The sequence below is a fragment of the Streptomyces sp. NBC_01267 genome, from assembly GCF_036241575.1.
Lineage (GTDB): Bacteria > Actinomycetota > Actinomycetes > Streptomycetales > Streptomycetaceae > Streptomyces.
In genome coordinates this window covers 5,118,913-5,138,766 of record NZ_CP108455.1, presented here as the reverse complement: position 1 = coordinate 5,138,766, position 19,854 = coordinate 5,118,913, and the positions used below count along the sequence as shown (strand labels likewise).

Genomic DNA, 19,854 nt, shown 5'->3' with positions numbered 1-19,854 from the left:
GCAGTTCCGCGGGAACACCGAAGGGCCACAAGGCACTTGGCAACGCGGCCCTTCGACGCGGTGACGACGAAACTTACGGATGTCGTCAGACCTCTTCCGCCTCCGGTACGTCCACATCCGCGCCCAGGGACTTCGCGATGGCAGTGAACTCGGCGAGGGCGGATTGGAGATCACGCACGATGTCCTCCGCGATGACCTCCGGCTCCAGGTCGCTGTCCGCGTCCTCCAAGGCGGGGTCCTTCATCCAGATGATGTCGAGGTTGACCTGGTCGCGCGCCGTCAACTCCTCGTATGTGTATGACTTCCAGGGGGCGTTGTCGCCCTCGTCGGCGACACGGGCAGAAATCGCCTCGCCCGCCTTGTATTTGGCGACAAAGTCGTCCAGGTGGGGGCGGGTCAGCGGGCGCCGCTTCATGGTGAAGTGTTGGCCAGTGCGGAAATCGTAGAACCAGGTGACGGTGGTATGCGGCTTGCCGTCGGCGCGTGGAGGCTTCTTATCGAAGAAGAGGACGTTGGCCTTGACGTTGCCTGCATAGAAGATTCCAGTAGGCAGGCGCAAGATCGTGTGCAGCTCGAACTCGTCGAGCAGCTTGCGGCGGACCTTTGCACCTGCACCTGCCTCGAAGAGGACGTTGTCCGGAAGGACGACAGCCGCCCGGCCGTTCACGGCAGTCAACGACATGATGTGCTGCAGGAAGTTGAGCTGCTTGTTGGTCGTGGTGGCGGTGAAGTCGTCACGGTCGTACTGGACGTCCTCCTTCTCCAGGTCGCCGTCCTGGCCAATTACAGTGATCGCGGACTTGCGCCCGAAGGGCGGGTTGGCGAGGACGAGTGAGGCGTGCCGTCCGCTCGGCTTCTCGGCCAATGCGTCGCTGACGTCGATCAGGCTCGGGCCGTCGCTCTTGCCGATGCCATGGAGGAGCATGTTCATGGCGGCGAGGCGGGCTGTACCGGTGACCAGCTCGTTGCCCCAGATTTTGCGGCCGCTGTCGTACGCCTTGCGGGCCTCAAGGTCCATGTCCGCGATGTGGAGCCGGGTGATGTACGTGTGCGCGGCGATCAGGAACCCGCCGGTGCCGCAGGCGGGGTCGGTGATGGTGTCTTCCGGACCGGGTCGGGTCACGTCCACCATCGCGTCGATGAGTGAGCGCGGCGTGAAGTACTGGCCGGCTCCTGTCTTTGTGTCTGATGCCCCCTTGGCGAGCAGCCCCTCGTAGGCGTCGCCCTTCAGGTCGGTGCCGGTGACCGTCCACTCCTCGCGACCGATCAGCTCCACGACCAGCTTTTCGAGCAGCGCGGGCTTGGTGATTCGGTTCTGTGCGTCGGCGAAGATTGTGCCGATCGTGGTGTGGGGCTTACTGCCCAAGTGCTCCAGGGTAGCGCGGTAGTGGGCTTCGAGTTCCCCTCCGCGCTTGCTGACGAGGGACTTCCAGTTGTAGTCCTCTGGCACGATGCCGCTGAGGTCGCGGCCCTCCCACGGGTCGTTCTCGATCTCGTCGACCATTTTCAGGAAGAGCAAGTACGACAGCTGCTCTACATACTCGATGGTCGACATACCGTTGTCGCGGAGGACGTTGCAGTAGTTCCAGAGCTTGGCGACCAGCGTGTTGGTCTGCGCGGCGGCCTTCTTGGACTTGGGCGTCTCGGTAAGCGGGACGCCCTCGGCGGAGGGGAGGACTACGTCGCCTTGGGCGGGGGCTGTCACTGGAAGAGCTCCTGCTGAACGGTGGTGATGGGGGCGGGGGTTGCGGCAGGTGCGGGGGTGGCATCGGTCCCCCCGGCTGCGGCCGCCGTCTTACGGGGGCGCGCGGCGCGCTTCGCATTTCGGCCGGGCTTGGCGGCGTCGTGCGCGGTGGCGATGCGGGCGAGGAGGATTGTGGCGGGTTCGTCGGCGGGGTTCTGGGGGATCAGATTGCCAATGAACGCCTTCCGAAGGAGCCCGTTACGCAAGCTGGCTGCTCGCCGTCTTGAGTTGACCAGCTCCACGGTCAACCGCGAGATACGTTCGCGCTCGCTCGCCACGCGATCAACTACCTGTTTCTGAACTTCCAGTTCCGGAACAGGGAATGAGAATCCTTCGATCGTCGCCTGGTCGATCTTCGGCATCGACCCGGCCAGCCCTTTCGCGCGGCTCTTGAAGTAGGCGCGCCCTCGCCGGCTCTGCAACTCAAGCAGCGCATATTCGGGGAGGACTCGCGAAGTGAGCCGCACTCGAATCAAAAGATCCGGAAAAATCGCCCAGTCTCGATCCCCATTGAAAAGTGCCGCCGTGCCTACGAGTTCGGGGGTGTTGGACCGCTGGATCAGGAGATCTCCCGGTTCCAACCACAGGTCCTTTACCCGCTCACGATCAGCTACTGTAACTTTCGTGTTGACGTCGGCGAAGTACCCACTAGTAACGGCAGTCAGGCTCAATGTACGCACACCGTCTGAATCGGTGGTGGCTTTCGCTGAATGCCCATTACGCAGCGGCTCACTCAGTACGTCATGCAGCGCCGTAAGCGGGCAGTCTGAAGCCGCTCGCAGCTCTGCATCGACAACGGACCGAAAGAGTGCTGGTAGCCTGCGGAAGGCTCTATCCACGGTAGACGATGCCGCATCGAGCCGCGAGAGTTGCTCTTCGAGGGCCTCTACGATGCGGTGCTGTTCGGCGAGTGGCGGTACGGGAATTGGCCATTGCTTGAGTACGCTCTGGCTGATGTTTTGCTGCGCTCCTCCTTTTCCAGCGGCAACGAGTCGCTCGCGTTCGCTACGCAAGTACCAGAACAGGTACTTGGTTTCCAATGCCTCAACCAAAGGAACTGCGTGGGCGATCGCCTGATTTGAAGTGATCGGAGTCCCGGTGATCGCCAACTTACCGATCGAGCCATACATTGCAATTAGAACTGCACCTTTAGGAATCCACTTCGCCGAACTGGCGGTGAGTCCGGCCTCCGTAATGGACTGCGCGGTCCCACGTAGCACGCCATCATCCATATCGCCGATGACTGCCCACGGAATATTGCCACCGTAGTAGGCTGGCGCCTTGGCCTTTGGAGTTCCCCCGCTACCCCATTGGGCAACGTCCCCTAGCGTTGCCCAGGCCCATCCCTCTGGCAAATCGCCCATCTTCGTACTCAAGCCAGTTCCTGATTCAGCTCGTCCAGCAGTTCCAGCGCCCGGTCCTTGTCACCGAAGGCGTTTGCGAAGCCGCGGCCGCCGCCCTTCGCCGAGAAGGGAAGGTGGCTGAAGTCCTCGCGTTCCATTCCGACGTCCACCGCGATGGCGTCCTTGATACGGTGCAGCCACCACAGCTGGTCTTCGGTGAATTCCACACCCGCCTGCTGCTGCCGCAGCAGCCAGCCCTCGAAGCGCTCCTCGACCACCGTACGGTAAGGGCGGAGTTCATCGTCTGCGCCGAGCGTGTAGCGGACGAGGTTCATGAGGTCGCCGAGGCCGGCCGATTTCGAGAGGGATTCCGACGCCTTGCCGAGCAGGTCGTAGTGGTTCCAGATGACCTTCGGGGTCCACGTCCGGTTGGTGACCTTGATGGTAGCCAGCAGCTCGCGAAGATGGGCCCGTGCCTCCTGCGGGCGGACCCGTGATCCGCTGCCGAGGATCACCTGGAGTGCGATCGCCTCCGCCGCCTGCTCGTCGCGCTGGCGACTGTCCAACAACTGGCGCCACTCGGCCAGTTCCTTCTCCGCACGTTCTTCTCGGGGTACCTCCGTCAATCGGATCCCGACCTCGGTCGTTGCGTCGTACGTCAAGTCGTGCTGCTGCTTGATGCCGACGATCAGCTTGCGGAGCTCCGGGTGCGTGGTCAGAACCTCGACCGCGTCCTGGACGAGGCACCGCGCCCGGTCTGCGCCGCCCTCTCTGTACGCCCGATCCTGGGTGTCGACGTCCACCGCATCCGAGATCCGCCGGACCAGTTCGCCGAGTGGGACGCCGTCCGATGCCTGCTTGATCTGCTCGCGCTCCTCCTCGGTGAGCTTTCGGTCCAGACGGGCCAGGCGGCGGCCGAGAGTCTCGGCCTGCTCGGCGGTGAGGGTGCGGCTGCCCGCCTTCTCCATGAGCTTGTCCGTGCTGAGGTTCCCGGTGTCCGGCGGCAGCATCGGCCGAGTGTCGACCAGCGGCGACGCGGTGACGCCAACCGCGTCGACCAGAACGAAACGGTCTTTGACGAGGTCTGTCGCCGCCTCCGGCGTCACCGACTTCAGCTCGTCGGCGTCGATCGTGCGGGAGCCGCGACCCTTCATCTGCTCGAAAAGGACGGGGCTGCGTACGGCCCGCAGGAATATCACGCACTCCAGCGCACGAATGTCCGTCCCCGTAGCGATCATGTCGACGGTGACGGCGACCCGGAGCAGCGGCGAGTTCCGCAGGTCGTTAACGAGCTGCTCAGGGTCGTCGCCCTTGTCCCGAGACCGATAGGTGATCTTCTTAGCGAAGGCGTCGCCGCGTCCAAACACCTGCTTGACCTGCTTCAGGACTTCGTCAGCGTGGTCGTCGCTCGCCGCGAAGACGAGGGTCTTGGGCAGTTCGGCGCGGCCCGGGAACCAGCGCTGCCAATTATTCTTGTACGAGGTGAGGACAGCCCTGATTTCATCCTCAGTGATCACCGTGCGACCGATCTGGCCGACCGTGTACGCGAAGTCCTCGTCCAGTTCCTCGTACCGCTGGGCACGGGTCTTGCGGTCGCGAATACGGACCGTGGTGCCCTTGTCGATCTTGGCGCCGCCCGCTTCCCGTACTGAGGTGTCCATGGCGACCACGTCGAAGTCGACGTTGACGCCGTCAGCGACGGCCCGCTCGTAGGTGTACTCGGAGACCATGTTGTTGTCGAAGAAGCCCTTGGTCTGGCGAGTGGGGGTGGCGGTGAGGCCGACCAAGTGAGCGTCGAAGTAGTCGAGGACGCCGCGCCACAGGCCGTAGATCGATCGGTGGCACTCGTCGATGACGATCACGTCGAAGGACTCGATGGGGACGTCCGCGTTGTACTCGACGGTGACCGGGCGGTCGGTCATGTAGTTCTCGTCGAGGGTGGAGGAGTCCTCGCGATCCTCGGCCTCGCTTGTGTCCTCCAACGGCTCACCCTTGAGGAGGGAGTACATGCGCTGGATGGTGGAAACGACTACGGCGGAGGTCTCCTGGAGGCCGGTCCGGCCGAGCGTGTCGACGTTGTAGAGGTCGGTGAACTTACGGTTCTCGTCCGGGGCGCGGTATTTATCGAATTCGGCCTTGGCCTGGCGGCCGAGGTTATTGCGATCGACGAGGAAGAGGACGCGGCCCGCACCCGCGTGCTTGAGCAGTCGGTACGCCTCGGTGACGGCGGCGTACGTCTTGCCCGCACCGGTGGCCATCTGGATCAGGGCACGCGGCTTGTCCTGGCTAAGGGAGTGCTCCAGTCGGGTGATCGCCTCTTCCTGGGCCGCGCGAAGGTCGTGGGACTCCAGGACCGGGAGCCCGGTGCGCAGGGCGGCGCGGAACGTGGGAACATCCGGGCGCTCGGTGGCCCGGTTCATCCAGGCGGCGAACGTCTCGGGCCGGTGGAAGGAGAAGACCGGGCGGGAACGGGCATGCGGGTCGAGGAGGTTGACGAAGAATGTCTCAGCGCCGGTAGTCGCGTAGCGGAAGGCGAACGGTTCCTCCTCACGCCAGACCGCCAGGGAGTGCTCCTTGAGGACGCCAGCAGCGTACCGCTCGTTCTGGGCGAGTGCCCCGGCCAGCGCGGTGCCCTCACGCTTGGCTTCGATGACGCCGACGATCGTGCCGTCGACGTAGAGGACGTAATCGGCGCGGCCGGTGGCCAGGGTGAACTCGCGGACCGCGACGCCCTGGGAGGCGAGCGGATTGAGATTGGCCTTGTCCTGGACTGTCCATCCAGCGGCGGCAAGCATTTCATCAATACGGACGCGAGCCTGTACCTCGTTGAGCGGCTCGGGCCGCTGTGCACGGGCGACGATCGCCTCGCGAGCTGCGGCGGCGACAGGGCGGGGCTTCAGCCGCTCCTGGTTGTAGCGGCTCTGCTGCTCGCTCCTGAGCCGCTCGATTTCCTCCCGATAGCTTGCGGCCAGTGCTTCAGACTCGGCGCGGGCCTGTTCGGCGGCCGCGGTCAGTTTCTCGGCCTCCGCCCGGCCGCGTTGTTCAGCCTCTAGCCGGTCGCCGACCTCGCCGAGGCGGGTGCGGGACTCGGCGAGGGTGTGCTGGTGGTGTCCGAGCGCCTTGCGGAGCTCCTCAAGCTCAGCGGGTCCGGCTGCCACGTCCCTCGGCAGCTGCGGCGGTACGAACGCGGAGATCTCACGGACACCGTCGATCGCGCGGGAAAAGAACTGCCCGAGCTGGAAGCAGAGCTCGACCGCCTTGAGGGCCTTACTGGTGTCGAAGAGGTGGTTGTGCGCTGCGTCATTCCGCCCCCGTCGGAGGGTATCGAATGCGTCCCGGGTGCGGCCCGGCAGCAGACCGGCCCGCTGGAGCCCGACGAGCCGGTCAATCTGGCGGGCCCCTTCGACCCGCACCCCTGCCCGCTGGACCAGCTCCTCGGCGAGCACCTCTCCGAACTGGCCGGACGCCACATACGAGACGTTGGGGTTGGTGAAGACTGACTGTTCGGCCTGAGAACCGTAGATCGCGAGCAGGGGCTGCATCGCGTAGAGCCGCCCGAAGTTGGGCGACTTCCGGGCCGCTGCCTTCAGCTGCTCCGGAACCTGCTCACGACGCTGTTCCTGCCCGCTCATACGCTGCCGCTCCCCGCCCTGGGCCGCATCCGGCCCCCACCTGTGATGAGACCATTCAGCCTACGCCTGACCAGACACTCCGCTCTGGCGAATGAACCCGATCACGCAAGATCGACGGCACCCGTGCCCCGTCGCTTGTCCAGAGTCAGATCGACACGTATGTCTCGAGCACCAGAACCAGTACCCAGCCCGAGTACGATCCGATTTCCCATGTCTTGTGGGTCCCGCGCTGACCTGAGCCCGCGGCCTACAGCTTGAGCGCGCGGTACGGAACTGGCACCCATACCTACCCGAAGCTGACGCTCCGTCAAGTCAATTACCAAGAATCCAGCACGCCCTGCCGCGGTTGCCGCCAGACGTTGCCCCGAGATCCCACAACCGTCCACCCTCAAGATTTCGTGCACGTTCGGGGCGCTCCACGCAAAGCGCAATGTCAGCACGGGACAGCATTCCGGGGGTGGCCACAGGTGCCGACAGGTGGTCCGATCCGGCCCTGCGGGACAACATTCAGCACCAAAGCACCGTCCGACCTTCGACGGAGCCGCAAAAGGGGCCCGCCTCGGACTGACGGACCCCTTTTGACCTGTGCCTTTACGAGATGCAACATTTAGTTCAAATTTCAACTAAACGTTGAAGCGGAACTCCACCACATCCCCGTCCTGCATCACGTACTCCTTGCCCTCCATCCGGGCCTTGCCCTTCGCGCGTGCCTCCGCGACCGAGCCCGTCTCCATCAGGTCCGCGAACGAGATCACCTCGGCCTTGATGAAGCCCTTCTGGAAGTCGGTGTGGATCACACCGGCCGCCTCGGGAGCCGTCGCGCCCTTCTTGATCGTCCAGGCGCGGGACTCCTTGGGGCCTGCCGTCAGGTACGTCTGGAGGCCCAGCGTGTCGAAGCCGACGCGGCCGAGTGTGGCCAGGCCCGGCTCTTCCTGGCCCATCGACTGGAGGAGTTCGAGCGCCTCCGCGTCGTCGAGTTCGATCAGCTCGGACTCGATCTTGGCGTTGAGGAAGATCGCCTCGGCGGGGGCGACCAGGGCGCGCTGCTCGTTCTTGAAGTCCTCGTCGACCAGTTCGTCCTCGTCGACGTTGAAGACGTACAGGAAGGGCTTCGTGGTGAGGAGGTGCAGCTCGTGGAGGAGGCGGCCCTTCTCGGTGTTGGCCGTGATGCCTGCCGCGAAGAGCGTGGTGCCCGCTTCGAGGATCTTCTGGGCCTCCTCGACGGCCGCCAGGACCGCGACCTTCTCCTTCTGGAGGCGGGACTCCTTCGTGAGGCGCGGGACCGCCTTCTCCACGGACTGGAGGTCGGCGAGGATCAGCTCGGTGTTGATCGTCTCGATGTCGTCCTTGGGCGAGACCTTGCCGTCGACGTGGACGACGTTCTCGTCCTTGAAGGCGCGGATGACCTGGCAGATCGCATCGGATTCGCGGATGTTCGCCAGGAACTTGTTGCCCAGCCCCTCGCCCTCCGACGCCCCGCGCACGATGCCCGCGATGTCGACGAAGTCGACCGTCGCCGGGATGATCTTCTGGGAGCCGAAGACCTCGGCGAGCTTGGCCAGGCGGACGTCGGGGACACCGACGACGCCGACGTTCGGCTCGATGGTGGCGAACGGGTAGTTGGCCGCCAGCACGTCGTTCTTGGTCAGGGCGTTGAACAGGGTCGACTTGCCGACATTCGGCAGACCGACGATTCCGATCGTGAGCGACACGTTGGCGACTTCCCGTAGCGAGAGCTGATGTACCCGGCCCGGAGGTGGGCCGATCGCCCAGTTTACGGGCGTGTCGTACGGGACCCGGCGCCCCGTGCCATCGAACTGATCGCCAAGCTCGCTCAAAGCGCGTGTCCAACGCCGGATTCATCCCGTCCCGCAACCTACTTTGGTCAAGTGGACCAGCGACCCAGGATTCGTACGTCTCAGCCGGACGGTCCTTCCGAGAGCAGCATCGCGGCGCCCCCGTCTCCGCCCCCGTCGGCGACCGTCTACCGGACGGCCCCGGTCCGGGCCCGGCGACCCGTACCGCCGGTGGTGGTCGCGCTGCGGCGGCTGCCGAATCCGCGGCTGACCGGCCTGGGCGGCGGGATCTTCGCCGCGGGGGTGATGTTCCTGCTCGGCTGCGTGGACTGGCTGCTGTTCGACGGCGGGCCGCTGATGTACGGGCTGCTGTTCCTGCCGGTCGCCGCACTGACCGCGGTCTGGGTGCGCCCCGCCGATCTGGTCACCGCGCCGGTCAGCGTGCCGATCGCGTTCGCCTTCGGCACGCTGCCGATCGCCGGTGGCACCGGCGGGGTCGGCGGGCGGGTACTCGCCGTGATCACGACGCTCGCGCTGAACGCCGGGTGGCTGTACGGCGGGACGCTGGTCGCCGGGGTGATCGCGACCGTGCGGAAGGTACGGATGATCCGGCGGCGGTACCGGTAGTCAGGGGCCTCAGGGGCCGGAGGGGCGGCCGGGATCGAACCCCGGGCCCCAGGCTTCCGGGCCGGAACCGGTCAGCGGCGGGACGCCGCCATCGCCGCGCCCACGATGCCCGCGTTGTTCTGCAGCTGGGCCGGCACGATCTCCGCGCGGATCCCCTCGATCAGGGGAAGGAACTTCTCGGACTTGCGGCTCACGCCGCCGCCGATGATGAAGAGTTCCGGCGAGAAGAGCATCTCCACGTGCGCCAGGTACTTCTGCACGCGGTGCGCCCAGTGGTGCCAGCTCAGGTCCTCGTCCTCCTTGGCCTTCGTCGACGCGCGCGTCTCCGCGTCGTGGCCGTGCAGTTCGAGGTGGCCCAGCTCGGTGTTGGGCAGCAGGTTCCCGTTACGGAAGACGGCCGAGCCGATGCCCGTACCGAGCGTGAGCAGGATGACCGTGCCCGTGCGGTCGCGGCCCGCCCCGAAGGTCATCTCCGCGATGCCCGCGGCGTCCCCGTCGTTGAGTACGGTCACCGGCAGGTCCAGCCTGCCGCCGATCAGAGCCGCCGCGTCGACGCCGATCCAGCTCTTGTCGACATTGGCCGCCGTGCGGACGGTGCCTTCGGTGACGACACCGGGGAAGGTGATCCCCACCGTGCCGGTCCAGGCGAAGTTCTTGACCACCTCGGCGACCCCGTCGGCCACACCGTCGGGCGTGGCCGGATGCGGGGTCAGCACTTTGTGACGTTCCTGCGCGAGGTCTCCGCGGTCCAGGTCCACGGGAGCGCCCTTGATCCCGGATCCGCCGATGTCCACACCGAAGATCTGCATGGCTCCCACGTTACGGCGCGGAACGCTCCGTCACTTGCCGGAAGGCTCCGCGGGGTGACTCCCCGCCGCGTCGGCGGAGAGACTCGCCGCCTCGGCGCGCAGGTCACGGCGGAGTTCCTTGGGGAGCGAGAAGGTGATCGACTCCTCGGCCGCCTTCACGATCTCCACATCGCCGAAGCCGCGCGCGGCCAGCCATTCCAGTACGCCGTCGACCAGGATCTCCGGGACCGAGGCGCCCGAGGTGACGCCGACCGTGCTGACGCCCTCCAGCCAGGCCTCGTCCAGCTCCTCGGCGAAGTCCACCAGATGGGAGGCGCGGGCGCCCGCGCCGAGCGCCACCTCGACCAGCCGTACCGAGTTCGACGAGTTCTTGGAGCCGACGACGATGACCAGGTCGGCGTCCGCGCCCATCTGCTTGACGGCGGTCTGCCGGTTCTGGGTGGCGTAGCAGATGTCGTCGCTGGGCGGCGAGATGAGCTGCGGGAACTTCTCCTTGAGCGCGTCGACCGTCTCCATGGTCTCGTCCACGGAGAGGGTGGTCTGGGAGAGCCAGACCACCTTCGACTCGTCGCGCACGGTGACGTTGGCGACGTCCTCGGGGCCGTCCACGAGCGTGATGTGTTCGGGCGCCTCACCGCTCGTCCCGACGACCTCCTCGTGGCCCTCGTGGCCGATCAGCAGGATGTCGTAGTCGTCGTTGGCGAAGCGGACGGCTTCCTTGTGGACCTTGGTGACCAGCGGGCAGGTGGCGTCGATCGTCGCGAGACTGCGCTGCGCCGCCTCGTCGTGGACGACGGGCGCGACGCCGTGCGCGGAGAAGACCACGATGGAGCCCTCCGGGACCTCCTGCGTCTCGTCGACGAAGACGGCGCCCTTCTTCTCCAGGGTCTGCACGACGTATTTGTTGTGCACGATCTCCTTGCGGACGTAGACGGGCGCACCGTACTGCTCAAGGGCCTTCTCGACGGCGATCACGGCACGGTCCACACCGGCGCAGTACCCACGGGGGGCGGCGAGCAGGACACGACGGGCAGTCTGTGCAGTCATACCGTCCATCGTAAGGCCGTGCCCTGCGGGCCGGGGCTCGCGCTTGCGGGAAGACTGGCGTCATGACTACCGATGGCACGACTACGGACAGTGGTGGGGCAGCGCCTACCCTTCGACGGAATCTCGGTTTCCGGGATCTGGTCGTCTACGGGCTGCTCTTCATCGCCCCGATGGCGCCCGTGGGGATCTTCGGCACCCTCGACGCGAAAGCGCACGGCGCGGTGGCACTCGTCTACGTCGTGGCCACGATCGCGATGGGATTCACCGCGTTCAGCTACGCCCAGATGGTGCGGGTCGTCCCGCAGGCCGGATCGGTCTTCGCCTACGCGCGCAAGGGCCTCGGCGAGGGGCCCGGCTTCATCGCCGGGTGGATGGCGCTGCTCGACTACCTGCTGATCCCGGCGGTCGCGTACCTCTTCTCCGGGATCGCGCTGAACGCGCTCGTGCCCTCGGTGTCGCGGTGGGTGTGGACCGCGCTCGCCGTGGTGGTGACCACGCTGCTGAACCTCTGGGGCGTACGGGCGGCGGCCCGGGTCGGCTTCGCGGTGCTCGCGCTGGAGATCGTTGTGCTCGGGGTGTTCGTGGTGGCCGCGGTGGTGGTGCTGATCCAGCACGGGCCGCGGCAGGGCTGGGCGACGCCGTTCACCGCCGACACCGGGTTCTCGTTGTCGGCGGTGCTCGGGGCGGTGTCCGTGGCGGTGCTGTCGTACCTGGGGTTCGACGCGATCGCCTCGTTCGCGGAGGAGGTCACCGGGGGGTCGGCGAAGGTCGCGCGGGCGGTGCTGTTCTGCCTGGTGCTCGCGGGTGTGCTGTTCATCGTGCAGGGGTACCTGGCGGCGGTTCTGGAGCCGGTGTCGTCGGCGAAGTTGGCCGCCGATCCGGCCGCGCAGGGGTCGGCCTTCTACGACACGGTGGACTCCGCGGTCGGCAGCTGGCTGCACGACCTGGTCGCGGTGAGCAAGGCGATCGGGGCGGCCTTCGCGGCACTGGCGGGACAGGCGGCGGCGGGACGGCTGCTCTTCGCGATGGGCCGCAACCGGCGGCTGCCGCGCGTCCTCGCGAAGGTGGACGGCCCGTCCGGGGTGCCGCGGGTCGCGCTGCTGCTGGCCGCGGTGGTGACGCTGGTGGCGGCGGTGTGGGCGGCGCGGCGCGACGACGGCCTGGACCGGCTGGTGTCGGTGGTCGACATCGGGGCGCTGACCGCGTTCGTCCTGCTGCACGCCTCGGTGGTGGGCTGGTTCGCGGTGAAGAAGGAGGAGGGGCCGCCGGTCTGGTGGCGGCATGTGCTGATGCCGGTGCTGGGTGCGGCGGTGACGGTCGCGGTGATCGTGGAGGCGACGAGCACGGCGCAGTGGGTCGGGCTGATCTGGCTGGCGGCCGGGCTCGTGGTGTTCGCCGTGCAGCGCGGGCGCCGGGTCGGCGGTCTCTCCTGACGGGACCTGTCTCTCCTGACGGGAACTGTCGCTGTCCTTCCCGGCGGATCCGTGGTTCTTTCCCGGCGGCCCCGCCGTCTCTCCCGGATCCGTCGGCGGGCTCACCCCGGACCCGTCGGCGGCCGTCGATGTCAGTGGCACCGCATAGCCTGCGTGCATGGCTCTGAATACGAGTGCGGACGCACCGCTGCCCGTGGGCGAGGTGTCGCGGCTCATCGGGGGGTGGATCGACCGGCTCGGCGCGGTGTGGGTCGAGGGGCAGATCACCCAGCTGTCGCGCCGGCCGGGCGCGGGGGTGGTGTTCCTGACGCTGCGCGACCCCTCGTACGACATCTCGGTGTCCGTGACCTGCTTCCGGCAGGTCTTCGACGCGGTCGCGGACGTGGTGGCGGAGGGCGCGCGGGTCGTCGTCCACGCGAAGCCCGAGTGGTACGCGCCGCGCGGCCAGTTGTCGTTGCGGGCCGTGGAGATGAAGCCGGTGGGGATCGGTGAACTGCTGGCCCGCCTGGAACAGCTGAAGAGGACGCTGGCCGGGGAAGGCCTGTTCGCCCTGGACCGTAAGAAGCCGGTGCCCTTCCTGCCGCAGCTGGTCGGTCTGGTGACGGGCCGGGCCTCGGCGGCGGAGCGGGACGTGCTGGAGAACGCACGGCGGCGCTGGCCCGCCGTGCGGTTCGAGGTGCGGAATGTGGCGGTGCAGGGGGTGCACGCCGTGCCGCAGGTGGTCGAAGCGGTGCGGGAGCTGGACGGGCTTCCGGACGTGGACGTGATCATCGTGGCGCGGGGCGGGGGCAGCGTGGAGGATCTGCTGCCGTTCTCCGACGAGCAGCTGGTCCGGGCGGTGGCCGCGTGCGGTACGCCGGTCGTCTCGGCGATCGGGCACGAGCCGGATTCGCCGCTGCTGGATCTGGTGGCGGATGTCCGGGCGTCCACCCCGACGGACGCGGCGAAGAAGGTCGTACCGGACGTCGGGGAGGAGCTGGACCGGGTCCGGCTGCTGCGGGACCGCGCGCTGCGGTCCGTCCAGGGGCTGCTCGACCGGGAGCAGCGCGGGCTGGCCGCCGCACTGGCCAGGCCCTCGATGGAGCGACCGCGGCGGATGGTGGAGGAGCGCGAGGAGGTCGTCGACGCGCTCGTCGAGCGGAGCAGGCGCACGCTGCGGCACCTGCTGGACCGTGCGGACTCGGAGCTCGCGCACACCCGCGCGCGGGTGGTGGCGCTCTCCCCGGCGGCGACGCTGGAGCGGGGGTACGCGGTGTTGCAGCGGGCGGACGGGGCGGTGGTGCGGGTCCCGGACGAGGTGGCGGACGGAGAGCCGCTGCGGGCCCGGGTAGCCGGGGGCGAGCTGGACGTCACGGTCGCACCGAGGGATCCGGCGGTACCACCGGGCGAAGAGCGGACGCGACCGGACGAAGAGCACGAGTGAAGGCGAAGGGTGGACGAGATGGCCAAGACGGATGAAGCGGCGCCGGGCTACGAGCAGGCGCGCGACGAACTGATCGATGTCGTGCGGCGGTTGGAGACCGGGGGGACGACGCTGGAGGAGTCCCTGGCGCTCTGGGAGCGGGGCGAGGAGCTGGCGAAGGTGTGCCGGGGCTGGCTGGACGGGGCGCGGGCGCGCCTGGACGCGGCGCTGGCCGAGGGCACGGAGCGGGGCGAGGACTGACGGCCCCGGCGGAGCGGGGTGAGGGCCGACGTTCGGGGGGCGGTATTCGGAGGGCCGGTCCGGTTGTGAGGCCGATCACGTCGGGGCGGATTTAGTTGAAACTTAATACATCTCGGTCGTACAGTCGAGGACGCCCGCGATCCACCGCCTGGATCCCCCGTGATCCACCACCCGGATCCCCCGTATGCCCGGAAGGTACGAAAGATGTCGCTCGTTCTCGACCCCGCCGCCCAGGACCTCCTCTTCCGTGAGGCGCGCACCGCGAACACCTTCACCGACGAGCCGGTGACCGAGGAGCAGGTGCAGGCGATCTACGACCTGGTCAAGTTCGGGCCGACCGCCTTCAACCAGTCGCCGCTGCGCATCACCCTCGTCCGCTCCCCCGAGGCCCGTGAGCGCCTCGTGCAGCACATGGCCGAGGGCAACGCGCAGAAGACCGCCACCGCCCCGCTGGTCGCGATCCTCTCCGCCGACAACGAGTTCCACGAGGAGCTCCCGCAGCTGCTCCCGCACTTCCCCGCGGCCAAGGACGCGTTCTTCTCCGAGCGCCCGGTCCGCGAGCAGGCCGCCCTGGTCAACGCCACCCTCCAGGCCGGTTACTTCATCGTCGGCATCCGCGCCGCCGGTCTGGCCGCCGGTCCGATGACGGGCTTCGACTTCGCCGGCATCCAGAAGGAGTTCCTGGACGACGACCACACCCCGCTGATGGTCATCAACATCGGCAAGCCGGGCGACGACGCGTGGTTCCCGCGCTCCCCGCGCCTGTCCCTCGACGAGGTCATCACCACCGTCTGACCCGTCCGTCAGGACCCCAGGCATACCGAGAGGCCGCCGCACCCCACAGGGGCGCGGCGGCCTCTCGGCGTACCCGGCGGCTCGCACCGCCGGGACGTCACGCCTGTCCGGACTTGAGCGCCGCCGCCATCTTCGCCAGCTGCTCGTACGACGCGGTCCCCGTCACCACCGTGGTGGAACCCTTGTCGTGGCGCACCAGGGCGTCGTACTTGGCACCCTTCCAGCGCTGCCAGGTCTCGCCGCCCACCTGCTGCGTACCGGACGTCTTCGACGCGTCCTTGCTCACGGCCGTGACGAACTCCGCCGCGGGGCCGGTGGACTGCTCCACGGCCACGTACTGCCCCTCCGGGTCCAGGAACCCCAGGTGCCACGCATTGCCGTTCTGCCGCTCGTAGGAGACCGACGTCGCCTTCCAGCCCCCGGGGAGCCCGACCGGCGCCTGCACCGGGTACGGCGCCGCGCGCTGCGCCGTGAGCTGCTCCACGCGGTAGTCGACCGTCTTCACCGGTTCGGAAGTCCCGGCATGCGGAACGAATACGTAGATACATGCGGCGGCGGCGCCGATGACCGCCATCGACTGCACCAGTCCCCGCACCGTCTTGTTGCTTCGCGTACCTGCCACGGCCCCATGCTCTCAGGTCGCCCGCTCGCTCATACGTGGGGCCCGCTGCTCATTTTGTCGGCCTGACGATAGAATCGAACGAACCCTCTACATACGGCCGTCGTCGTATCAGAAAGGTGCGTGCCGATGACCGAGCATCATCTCCCTTCGCAGCTGGAGGTCTCCCCCGAGGCCCCGGACCGCAACCTCGCCCTGGAGCTCGTCCGGGTCACCGAGGCCGCCGCCATGGCCGCCGGCCGGTGGGTCGGGCGGGGCGACAAGATCGGGGCGGACGGTGCCGCGGTCAACGCGATGCGGACGCTCGTCTCCACCGTCTCGATGAACGGCGTCGTCGTCATCGGCGAGGGCGAGAAGGACGAAGCCCCGATGCTCTTCAACGGAGAGCACATCGGCGACGGCACCGGCCCGGAGGTCGACATCGCCGTCGACCCGATCGACGGCACCACGCTCAACGCCAAGGGCATGCCGAACGCGATCGCCGTGCTGGCCGCCGCCGACCGCGGCTCGATGTTCGACCCGTCCGCGGTGTTCTACATGGACAAGCTGGTCACCGGCCCGGAGGCCGCCGACTTCGTCGACATCAACGCCCCCGTCTCGGTCAACATCCGCCGGGTCGCCAAGGCGAAGAGGTCGTCGCCCGAGGACGTCACCGTGGTCATCCTCGACCGCCCCCGCCACGACGGGATCGTCAAGGAGATCCGGGAGACCGGCGCCCGGATCAAGTTCATCTCGGACGGCGACGTGGCCGGCTCGATCATGGCCGTACGAGAAGGCACCGGCGTCGACCTGCTGATGGGCATCGGCGGTACGCCCGAGGGCATCATCAGCGCCTGTGCGATCAAGTGCCTCGGCGGCACGATCCAGGGCAAGCTCTGGCCGAAGGACGAGGCCGAGCGGCAGCGTGCCCTCGACGCGGGCCACGACCTGGACCGGGTGCTGTCCACGACCGACCTGGTCAGCGGGGACAACGTGTTCTTCGTCGCCACCGGCATCACCGACGGCGAGCTGCTGCGCGGCGTGCGCTACCGGGCCGAGACCGCGACCACCCAGTCCCTGGTCATGCGCTCGAAGTCCGGCACCATCCGGCAGATCGACTCGACGCACCGGCTGTCGAAGCTGCGCGCGTACAGCGCGGTCGACTTCGACCGCGCCAAGTAGCGCCTGGAAGCAGGTGCGGAGCCCGGCGCCGCAGAGGGCCGGGCGAAGCGGAATCCGGCGGAAGGGGCGCCCCCCGTGTGCGGCGGGGGCGCCCCTTCTCGCATGCCGCGGGTCTCCCGCGGTCAGCCCGCCTGCGCCATGGGGTCCGCCGCCGCGCTCCTCAGCTCCACCTCGCGCCGTCGGCGCCGGGCCAGGACGACGCGGCGCTCGGCCGCGGTCAGCCCGCCCCAGACTCCGTACGGCTCGGGCTGCAGCAGCGCGTGCTCCTGGCACTCGACCATCACCGGACAGCGGGCGCAGACCCGCTTCGCCGCCTCCTCGCGGGCGAGACGGGCGGCCGTCGGCTCCTTGGACGGGGCGAAGAAGAGCCCCGCCTCGTCCCGGCGGCACACCGCCTCCGCATGCCAGGGCCCTGCCTGATCCTCCCGAGCCGGAAGACGCTGCGGTGGCACGGCAGCGACCTGCAAGGACTGATGCGGCGGATGCAGCACGGTCTACTCCTGACGACGGCTTCGCGAGCGAGAGACGATGCAGCAGTCCCTACCCGCTGTGCGCGCGCCTATGCACTGTGTACCGAAGGACGCGGCCGTCCCGCCGGGGGTGCCGGACCGCCCCATCGGGGCCGTCACACCGCCTACTTGAGGTGTTTGCGCAGCTTCTTCTGGATGTGGTCGTGCAGGTCCGCGATCAGCTTGCCGCGCTTCGGCTTGGCCTCGATGTTGCCGAAGACCGAGTAGCCGTTCACCACGACCACCGGCGCCTCCGGGTTCTCCGATTCGAGGGTGTCGACCTCGAAGTTGCCGAAGATCCCCGTGCCGTTGCCGCGCAGCGTGATGTTCTCCGGGACCGTGACCTCGACGTTGCCGAAGATCGAAGTGGCGTTGATGACCGTGAGCCGCTGCTCGAACAGCGCCTCGGTGAGATCGATCTCGATGTTGCCGAAGAGCGAGAACGCGTTCGTCCTGCGGCCGATCCGCCAGCGCCCCTTGCGGGTCGAACTGGAGAAGACCGCGATCAGGTTGTCCGCGGTGACCGGCGTGCCGGAGTCGTCCGACGGGAGCGGGTGCCCCGCGGCGCCCGGCTCGCTGCGGTTGCTGTGTCCGGGCAAGTCCTGGACCAGCGGCTCCAGTTCGCCGAGGGTCTTGGCGCGGTAGACCGACTCGATCCGCTCGGAGTGCTCTTCGGCGTCCAGACGCCCCTCGGCCAGGGCGTCCCTGAGGATGTCGGCGATCCGGTCGCGGTCGGCGTCGGACGCACGGATGCCGACGGGCTGCGGCTGCTGGGGCTGCTTTTCGAGGTCCACCGGCCCAGCGTACCCAAACGCGATAGATCGCGACTAGCACTTCGCCGGGCCAACTGGGCGGCCCCGCCTTCCCGGGGGTCCCACCGGCGTTGAGCCCTACCTCACAGCCACGCACCCCCTCCGGGGTTCTACGCTGGTGAACGCTGTGCCGATAGCGGCCAGCCCGCGTCTGCCGAGTGAGGAATGGCCGTCATGCCAGAGTTTGCGTACTCCGATCTGCTTCCTGTGGGAGCCGACACCACGCCGTACCGGCTGGTGACCGCCGAGGGCGTCTCCACCTTCGAGGCCGACGGGCGTACTTTCCTCAAGGTCGAGCCCGAGGCACTGCGCACGCTCGCCGCCGAGGCCATGCACGACATCTCGCACTACCTGCGCCCGGCCCACCTCACCCAGCTGCGCAAGATCATCGACGACCCCGAGGCCTCGTCGAACGACAAGTTCGTCGCGCTCGACCTGCTGAAGAACGCCAACATCGCCGCGGCCGGTGTGCTCCCGATGTGCCAGGACACCGGCACCGCGATCGTCATGGGCAAGCGCGGCCAGAACGTCCTCACCGAGGGCGGCGACGAGGAGGCCCTGTCGCACGGCATCTTCGACGCGTACACCAAGCTCAACCTGCGGTACTCGCAGATGGCCCCGCTCACCATGTGGGAGGAGAAGAACACCGGCTCGAACCTGCCCGCGCAGATCGAGCTGTACGCGACCGACGGCGGCGCGTACAAGTTCCTCTTCATGGCCAAGGGCGGCGGCTCGGCCAACAAGTCCTTCCTCTACCAGGAGACCAAGGCCGTCCTCAACGAGGCGTCCATGATGAAGTTCCTGGAGGAGAAGATCCGTTCGCTGGGTACGGCCGCGTGCCCGCCGTACCACCTCGCGATCACCGTGGGCGGCACCTCCGCCGAGTTCGCGCTGAAGACCGCGAAGTACGCCTCCGCGCACTACCTCGACGAGCTGCCGACCGAGGGCTCCCCGACCGGTCACGGCTTCCGTGACACGGAGCTGGAGCAGAAGGTCTTCGAGCTGACCCAGAAGATCGGCATCGGCGCCCAGTTCGGCGGCAAGTACTTCTGCCACGACGTCCGCGTGGTCCGGCTCCCCCGGCACGGCGCCTCGCTGCCCGTCGCCATCGCCGTCTCCTGCTCGGCGGACCGCCAGGCCGTCGCGAAGATCACCGCCGAGGGCGTCTTCCTGGAGCAGCTGGAGACCGACCCGGCGCGCTTCCTCCCCGACACCACGGACGAGCACCTGGACGCGGGCGGTGACGTCGTCGAGGTCGACCTGAACCGGCCGATGGACGACGTCCTCGCCGAGCTGACCAAGTACCCGGTCAAGACCCGGCTCTCGCTGACCGGCCCGCTGGTCGTGGCCCGCGACATCGCGCACGCCAAGATCAAGGAGCGGCTGGACGCGGGCGAGGAGATGCCGCAGTACCTGAAGGACCACCCGGTGTACTACGCGGGCCCGGCGAAGACCCCCGAGGGGTACGCGTCCGGTTCGTTCGGCCCGACCACGGCCGGGCGGATGGACTCCTACGTGGCGCAGTTCCAGGCCGCGGGCGGCTCGAAGGTCATGCTTGCCAAGGGCAACCGCTCCCAGCAGGTCACCGACGCCTGCGGCGCGCACGGCGGCTTCTACCTCGGCTCGATCGGCGGCCCTGCCGCGCGGCTGGCCCAGGACTGCATCAAGAAGGTCGAGGTCCTGGAGTACGAGGAGCTGGGCATGGAGGCCGTGTGGAAGATCGAGGTGGAGGACTTCCCGGCCTTCATCGTGGTCGACGACAAGGGCAACGACTTCTTCCAGGCGCCGGCCGGGGCGCCGACGATCCTGAACATCCCGGTCAGGGCGCCCGGCCAGGCGTGACCGCCGTACTGCCCGGGATCAC

16 protein-coding genes are annotated in these 19,854 nt (G+C 67.9%); 7 read left to right on the top strand and 9 right to left on the bottom strand.

Translation table 11 applies throughout. The features are described 5' to 3' along the window. Positions 1-85: 85 nt before the first annotated feature. The 4 genes from OG709_RS23620 to ychF form a co-directional block, all read right to left on the bottom strand. On the bottom strand, positions 86-1,705 hold the full coding sequence (locus tag OG709_RS23620) for a type I restriction-modification system subunit M (protein ID WP_266641018.1): 1,620 nt from the start codon (positions 1,703-1,705) through the stop codon (positions 86-88). Further along, the gene (locus tag OG709_RS23615; RefSeq protein WP_266641020.1) at positions 1,702-3,120 is read right to left on the bottom strand and encodes a restriction endonuclease subunit S; all 1,419 of its coding nucleotides are present in this window, start codon (positions 3,118-3,120) and stop codon (positions 1,702-1,704) included. The genes OG709_RS23620 and OG709_RS23615 overlap by 4 nt, the downstream gene beginning before the upstream one ends. After that, positions 3,117-6,719: a type I restriction endonuclease subunit R gene (locus tag OG709_RS23610; protein ID WP_266641022.1), complete on the bottom strand. Its 3,603-nt coding sequence runs from the start codon at positions 6,717-6,719 to the stop codon at positions 3,117-3,119. The genes OG709_RS23615 and OG709_RS23610 overlap by 4 nt, the downstream gene beginning before the upstream one ends. A gap of 623 nt (positions 6,720-7,342) precedes the next feature. Then, positions 7,343-8,431, bottom strand: a complete 1,089-nt coding sequence (gene ychF, locus OG709_RS23605; RefSeq protein WP_250298143.1) for a redox-regulated ATPase YchF — start codon at positions 8,429-8,431, stop codon at positions 7,343-7,345. Positions 8,432-8,665: 234 nt separating this feature from the next. Between ychF and OG709_RS23600 the strand changes: the two genes are divergently transcribed. Then, complete coding sequence (locus OG709_RS23600) at positions 8,666-9,142, top strand: DUF6542 domain-containing protein (protein ID WP_443068585.1); 477 nt, start codon at positions 8,666-8,668, stop codon at positions 9,140-9,142. A gap of 71 nt (positions 9,143-9,213) precedes the next feature. Here OG709_RS23600 and ppgK read toward each other — a convergent pair whose 3' ends face one another. Beyond that, positions 9,214-9,951, bottom strand: coding sequence for a polyphosphate--glucose phosphotransferase (gene ppgK, locus OG709_RS23595; protein WP_250298145.1), 738 nt, complete (start codon positions 9,949-9,951; stop codon positions 9,214-9,216). A 30-nt stretch (positions 9,952-9,981) separates the two neighbouring features. Beyond that, positions 9,982-11,007, bottom strand: coding sequence for a 4-hydroxy-3-methylbut-2-enyl diphosphate reductase (locus OG709_RS23590; RefSeq protein ID WP_250298146.1), 1,026 nt, complete (start codon positions 11,005-11,007; stop codon positions 9,982-9,984). 53 nt (positions 11,008-11,060) lie between these two features. Between OG709_RS23590 and OG709_RS23585 the strand changes: the two genes are divergently transcribed. The 4 genes from OG709_RS23585 to OG709_RS23570 all read left to right on the top strand — a co-directional run bounded on the left by OG709_RS23585 (position 11,061) and on the right by OG709_RS23570 (position 14,889). Continuing rightward, positions 11,061-12,431, top strand: coding sequence for an APC family permease (locus OG709_RS23585; protein ID WP_250298147.1), 1,371 nt, complete (start codon positions 11,061-11,063; stop codon positions 12,429-12,431). A 157-nt stretch (positions 12,432-12,588) separates the two neighbouring features. Then, the gene (gene xseA / locus OG709_RS23580) at positions 12,589-13,854 is read left to right on the top strand and encodes an exodeoxyribonuclease VII large subunit (RefSeq protein ID WP_250298148.1); all 1,266 of its coding nucleotides are present in this window, start codon (positions 12,589-12,591) and stop codon (positions 13,852-13,854) included. A gap of 18 nt (positions 13,855-13,872) precedes the next feature. Beyond that, positions 13,873-14,094: an exodeoxyribonuclease VII small subunit gene (locus OG709_RS23575; protein WP_250298149.1), complete on the top strand. Its 222-nt coding sequence runs from the start codon at positions 13,873-13,875 to the stop codon at positions 14,092-14,094. A gap of 204 nt (positions 14,095-14,298) precedes the next feature. Next, the gene (locus OG709_RS23570; RefSeq protein ID WP_250298151.1) at positions 14,299-14,889 is read left to right on the top strand and encodes a malonic semialdehyde reductase; all 591 of its coding nucleotides are present in this window, start codon (positions 14,299-14,301) and stop codon (positions 14,887-14,889) included. 97 nt (positions 14,890-14,986) lie between these two features. On the opposite strand, the gene OG709_RS23565 is transcribed toward OG709_RS23570, so the two are convergent. Further along, entirely contained in the window at positions 14,987-15,511 is a 525-nt protein-coding gene (locus OG709_RS23565) for a DUF4245 domain-containing protein (RefSeq protein WP_266641029.1), read from the bottom strand. Positions 15,512-15,637: 126 nt separating this feature from the next. Between OG709_RS23565 and glpX the strand changes: the two genes are divergently transcribed. After that, positions 15,638-16,669: a class II fructose-bisphosphatase gene (gene glpX, locus OG709_RS23560; RefSeq protein ID WP_250298152.1), complete on the top strand. Its 1,032-nt coding sequence runs from the start codon at positions 15,638-15,640 to the stop codon at positions 16,667-16,669. Positions 16,670-16,791: 122 nt separating this feature from the next. On the opposite strand, the gene OG709_RS23555 is transcribed toward glpX, so the two are convergent. Both OG709_RS23555 and OG709_RS23550 read right to left on the bottom strand, forming a co-directional pair. Beyond that, positions 16,792-17,160: a WhiB family transcriptional regulator gene (locus OG709_RS23555; RefSeq protein WP_250298154.1), complete on the bottom strand. Its 369-nt coding sequence runs from the start codon at positions 17,158-17,160 to the stop codon at positions 16,792-16,794. Positions 17,161-17,303: 143 nt separating this feature from the next. Next, positions 17,304-17,972, bottom strand: a complete 669-nt coding sequence (locus tag OG709_RS23550) for a DUF1707 SHOCT-like domain-containing protein (protein WP_329167649.1) — start codon at positions 17,970-17,972, stop codon at positions 17,304-17,306. A 183-nt stretch (positions 17,973-18,155) separates the two neighbouring features. On the opposite strand from OG709_RS23550, the gene OG709_RS23545 reads away from it, so the two are divergent. After that, a complete protein-coding gene (locus tag OG709_RS23545) occupies positions 18,156-19,832 on the top strand; it encodes a fumarate hydratase (RefSeq protein ID WP_250298156.1) in 1,677 nt (558 codons plus the stop codon). Positions 19,833-19,854: the final 22 nt, after the last annotated feature.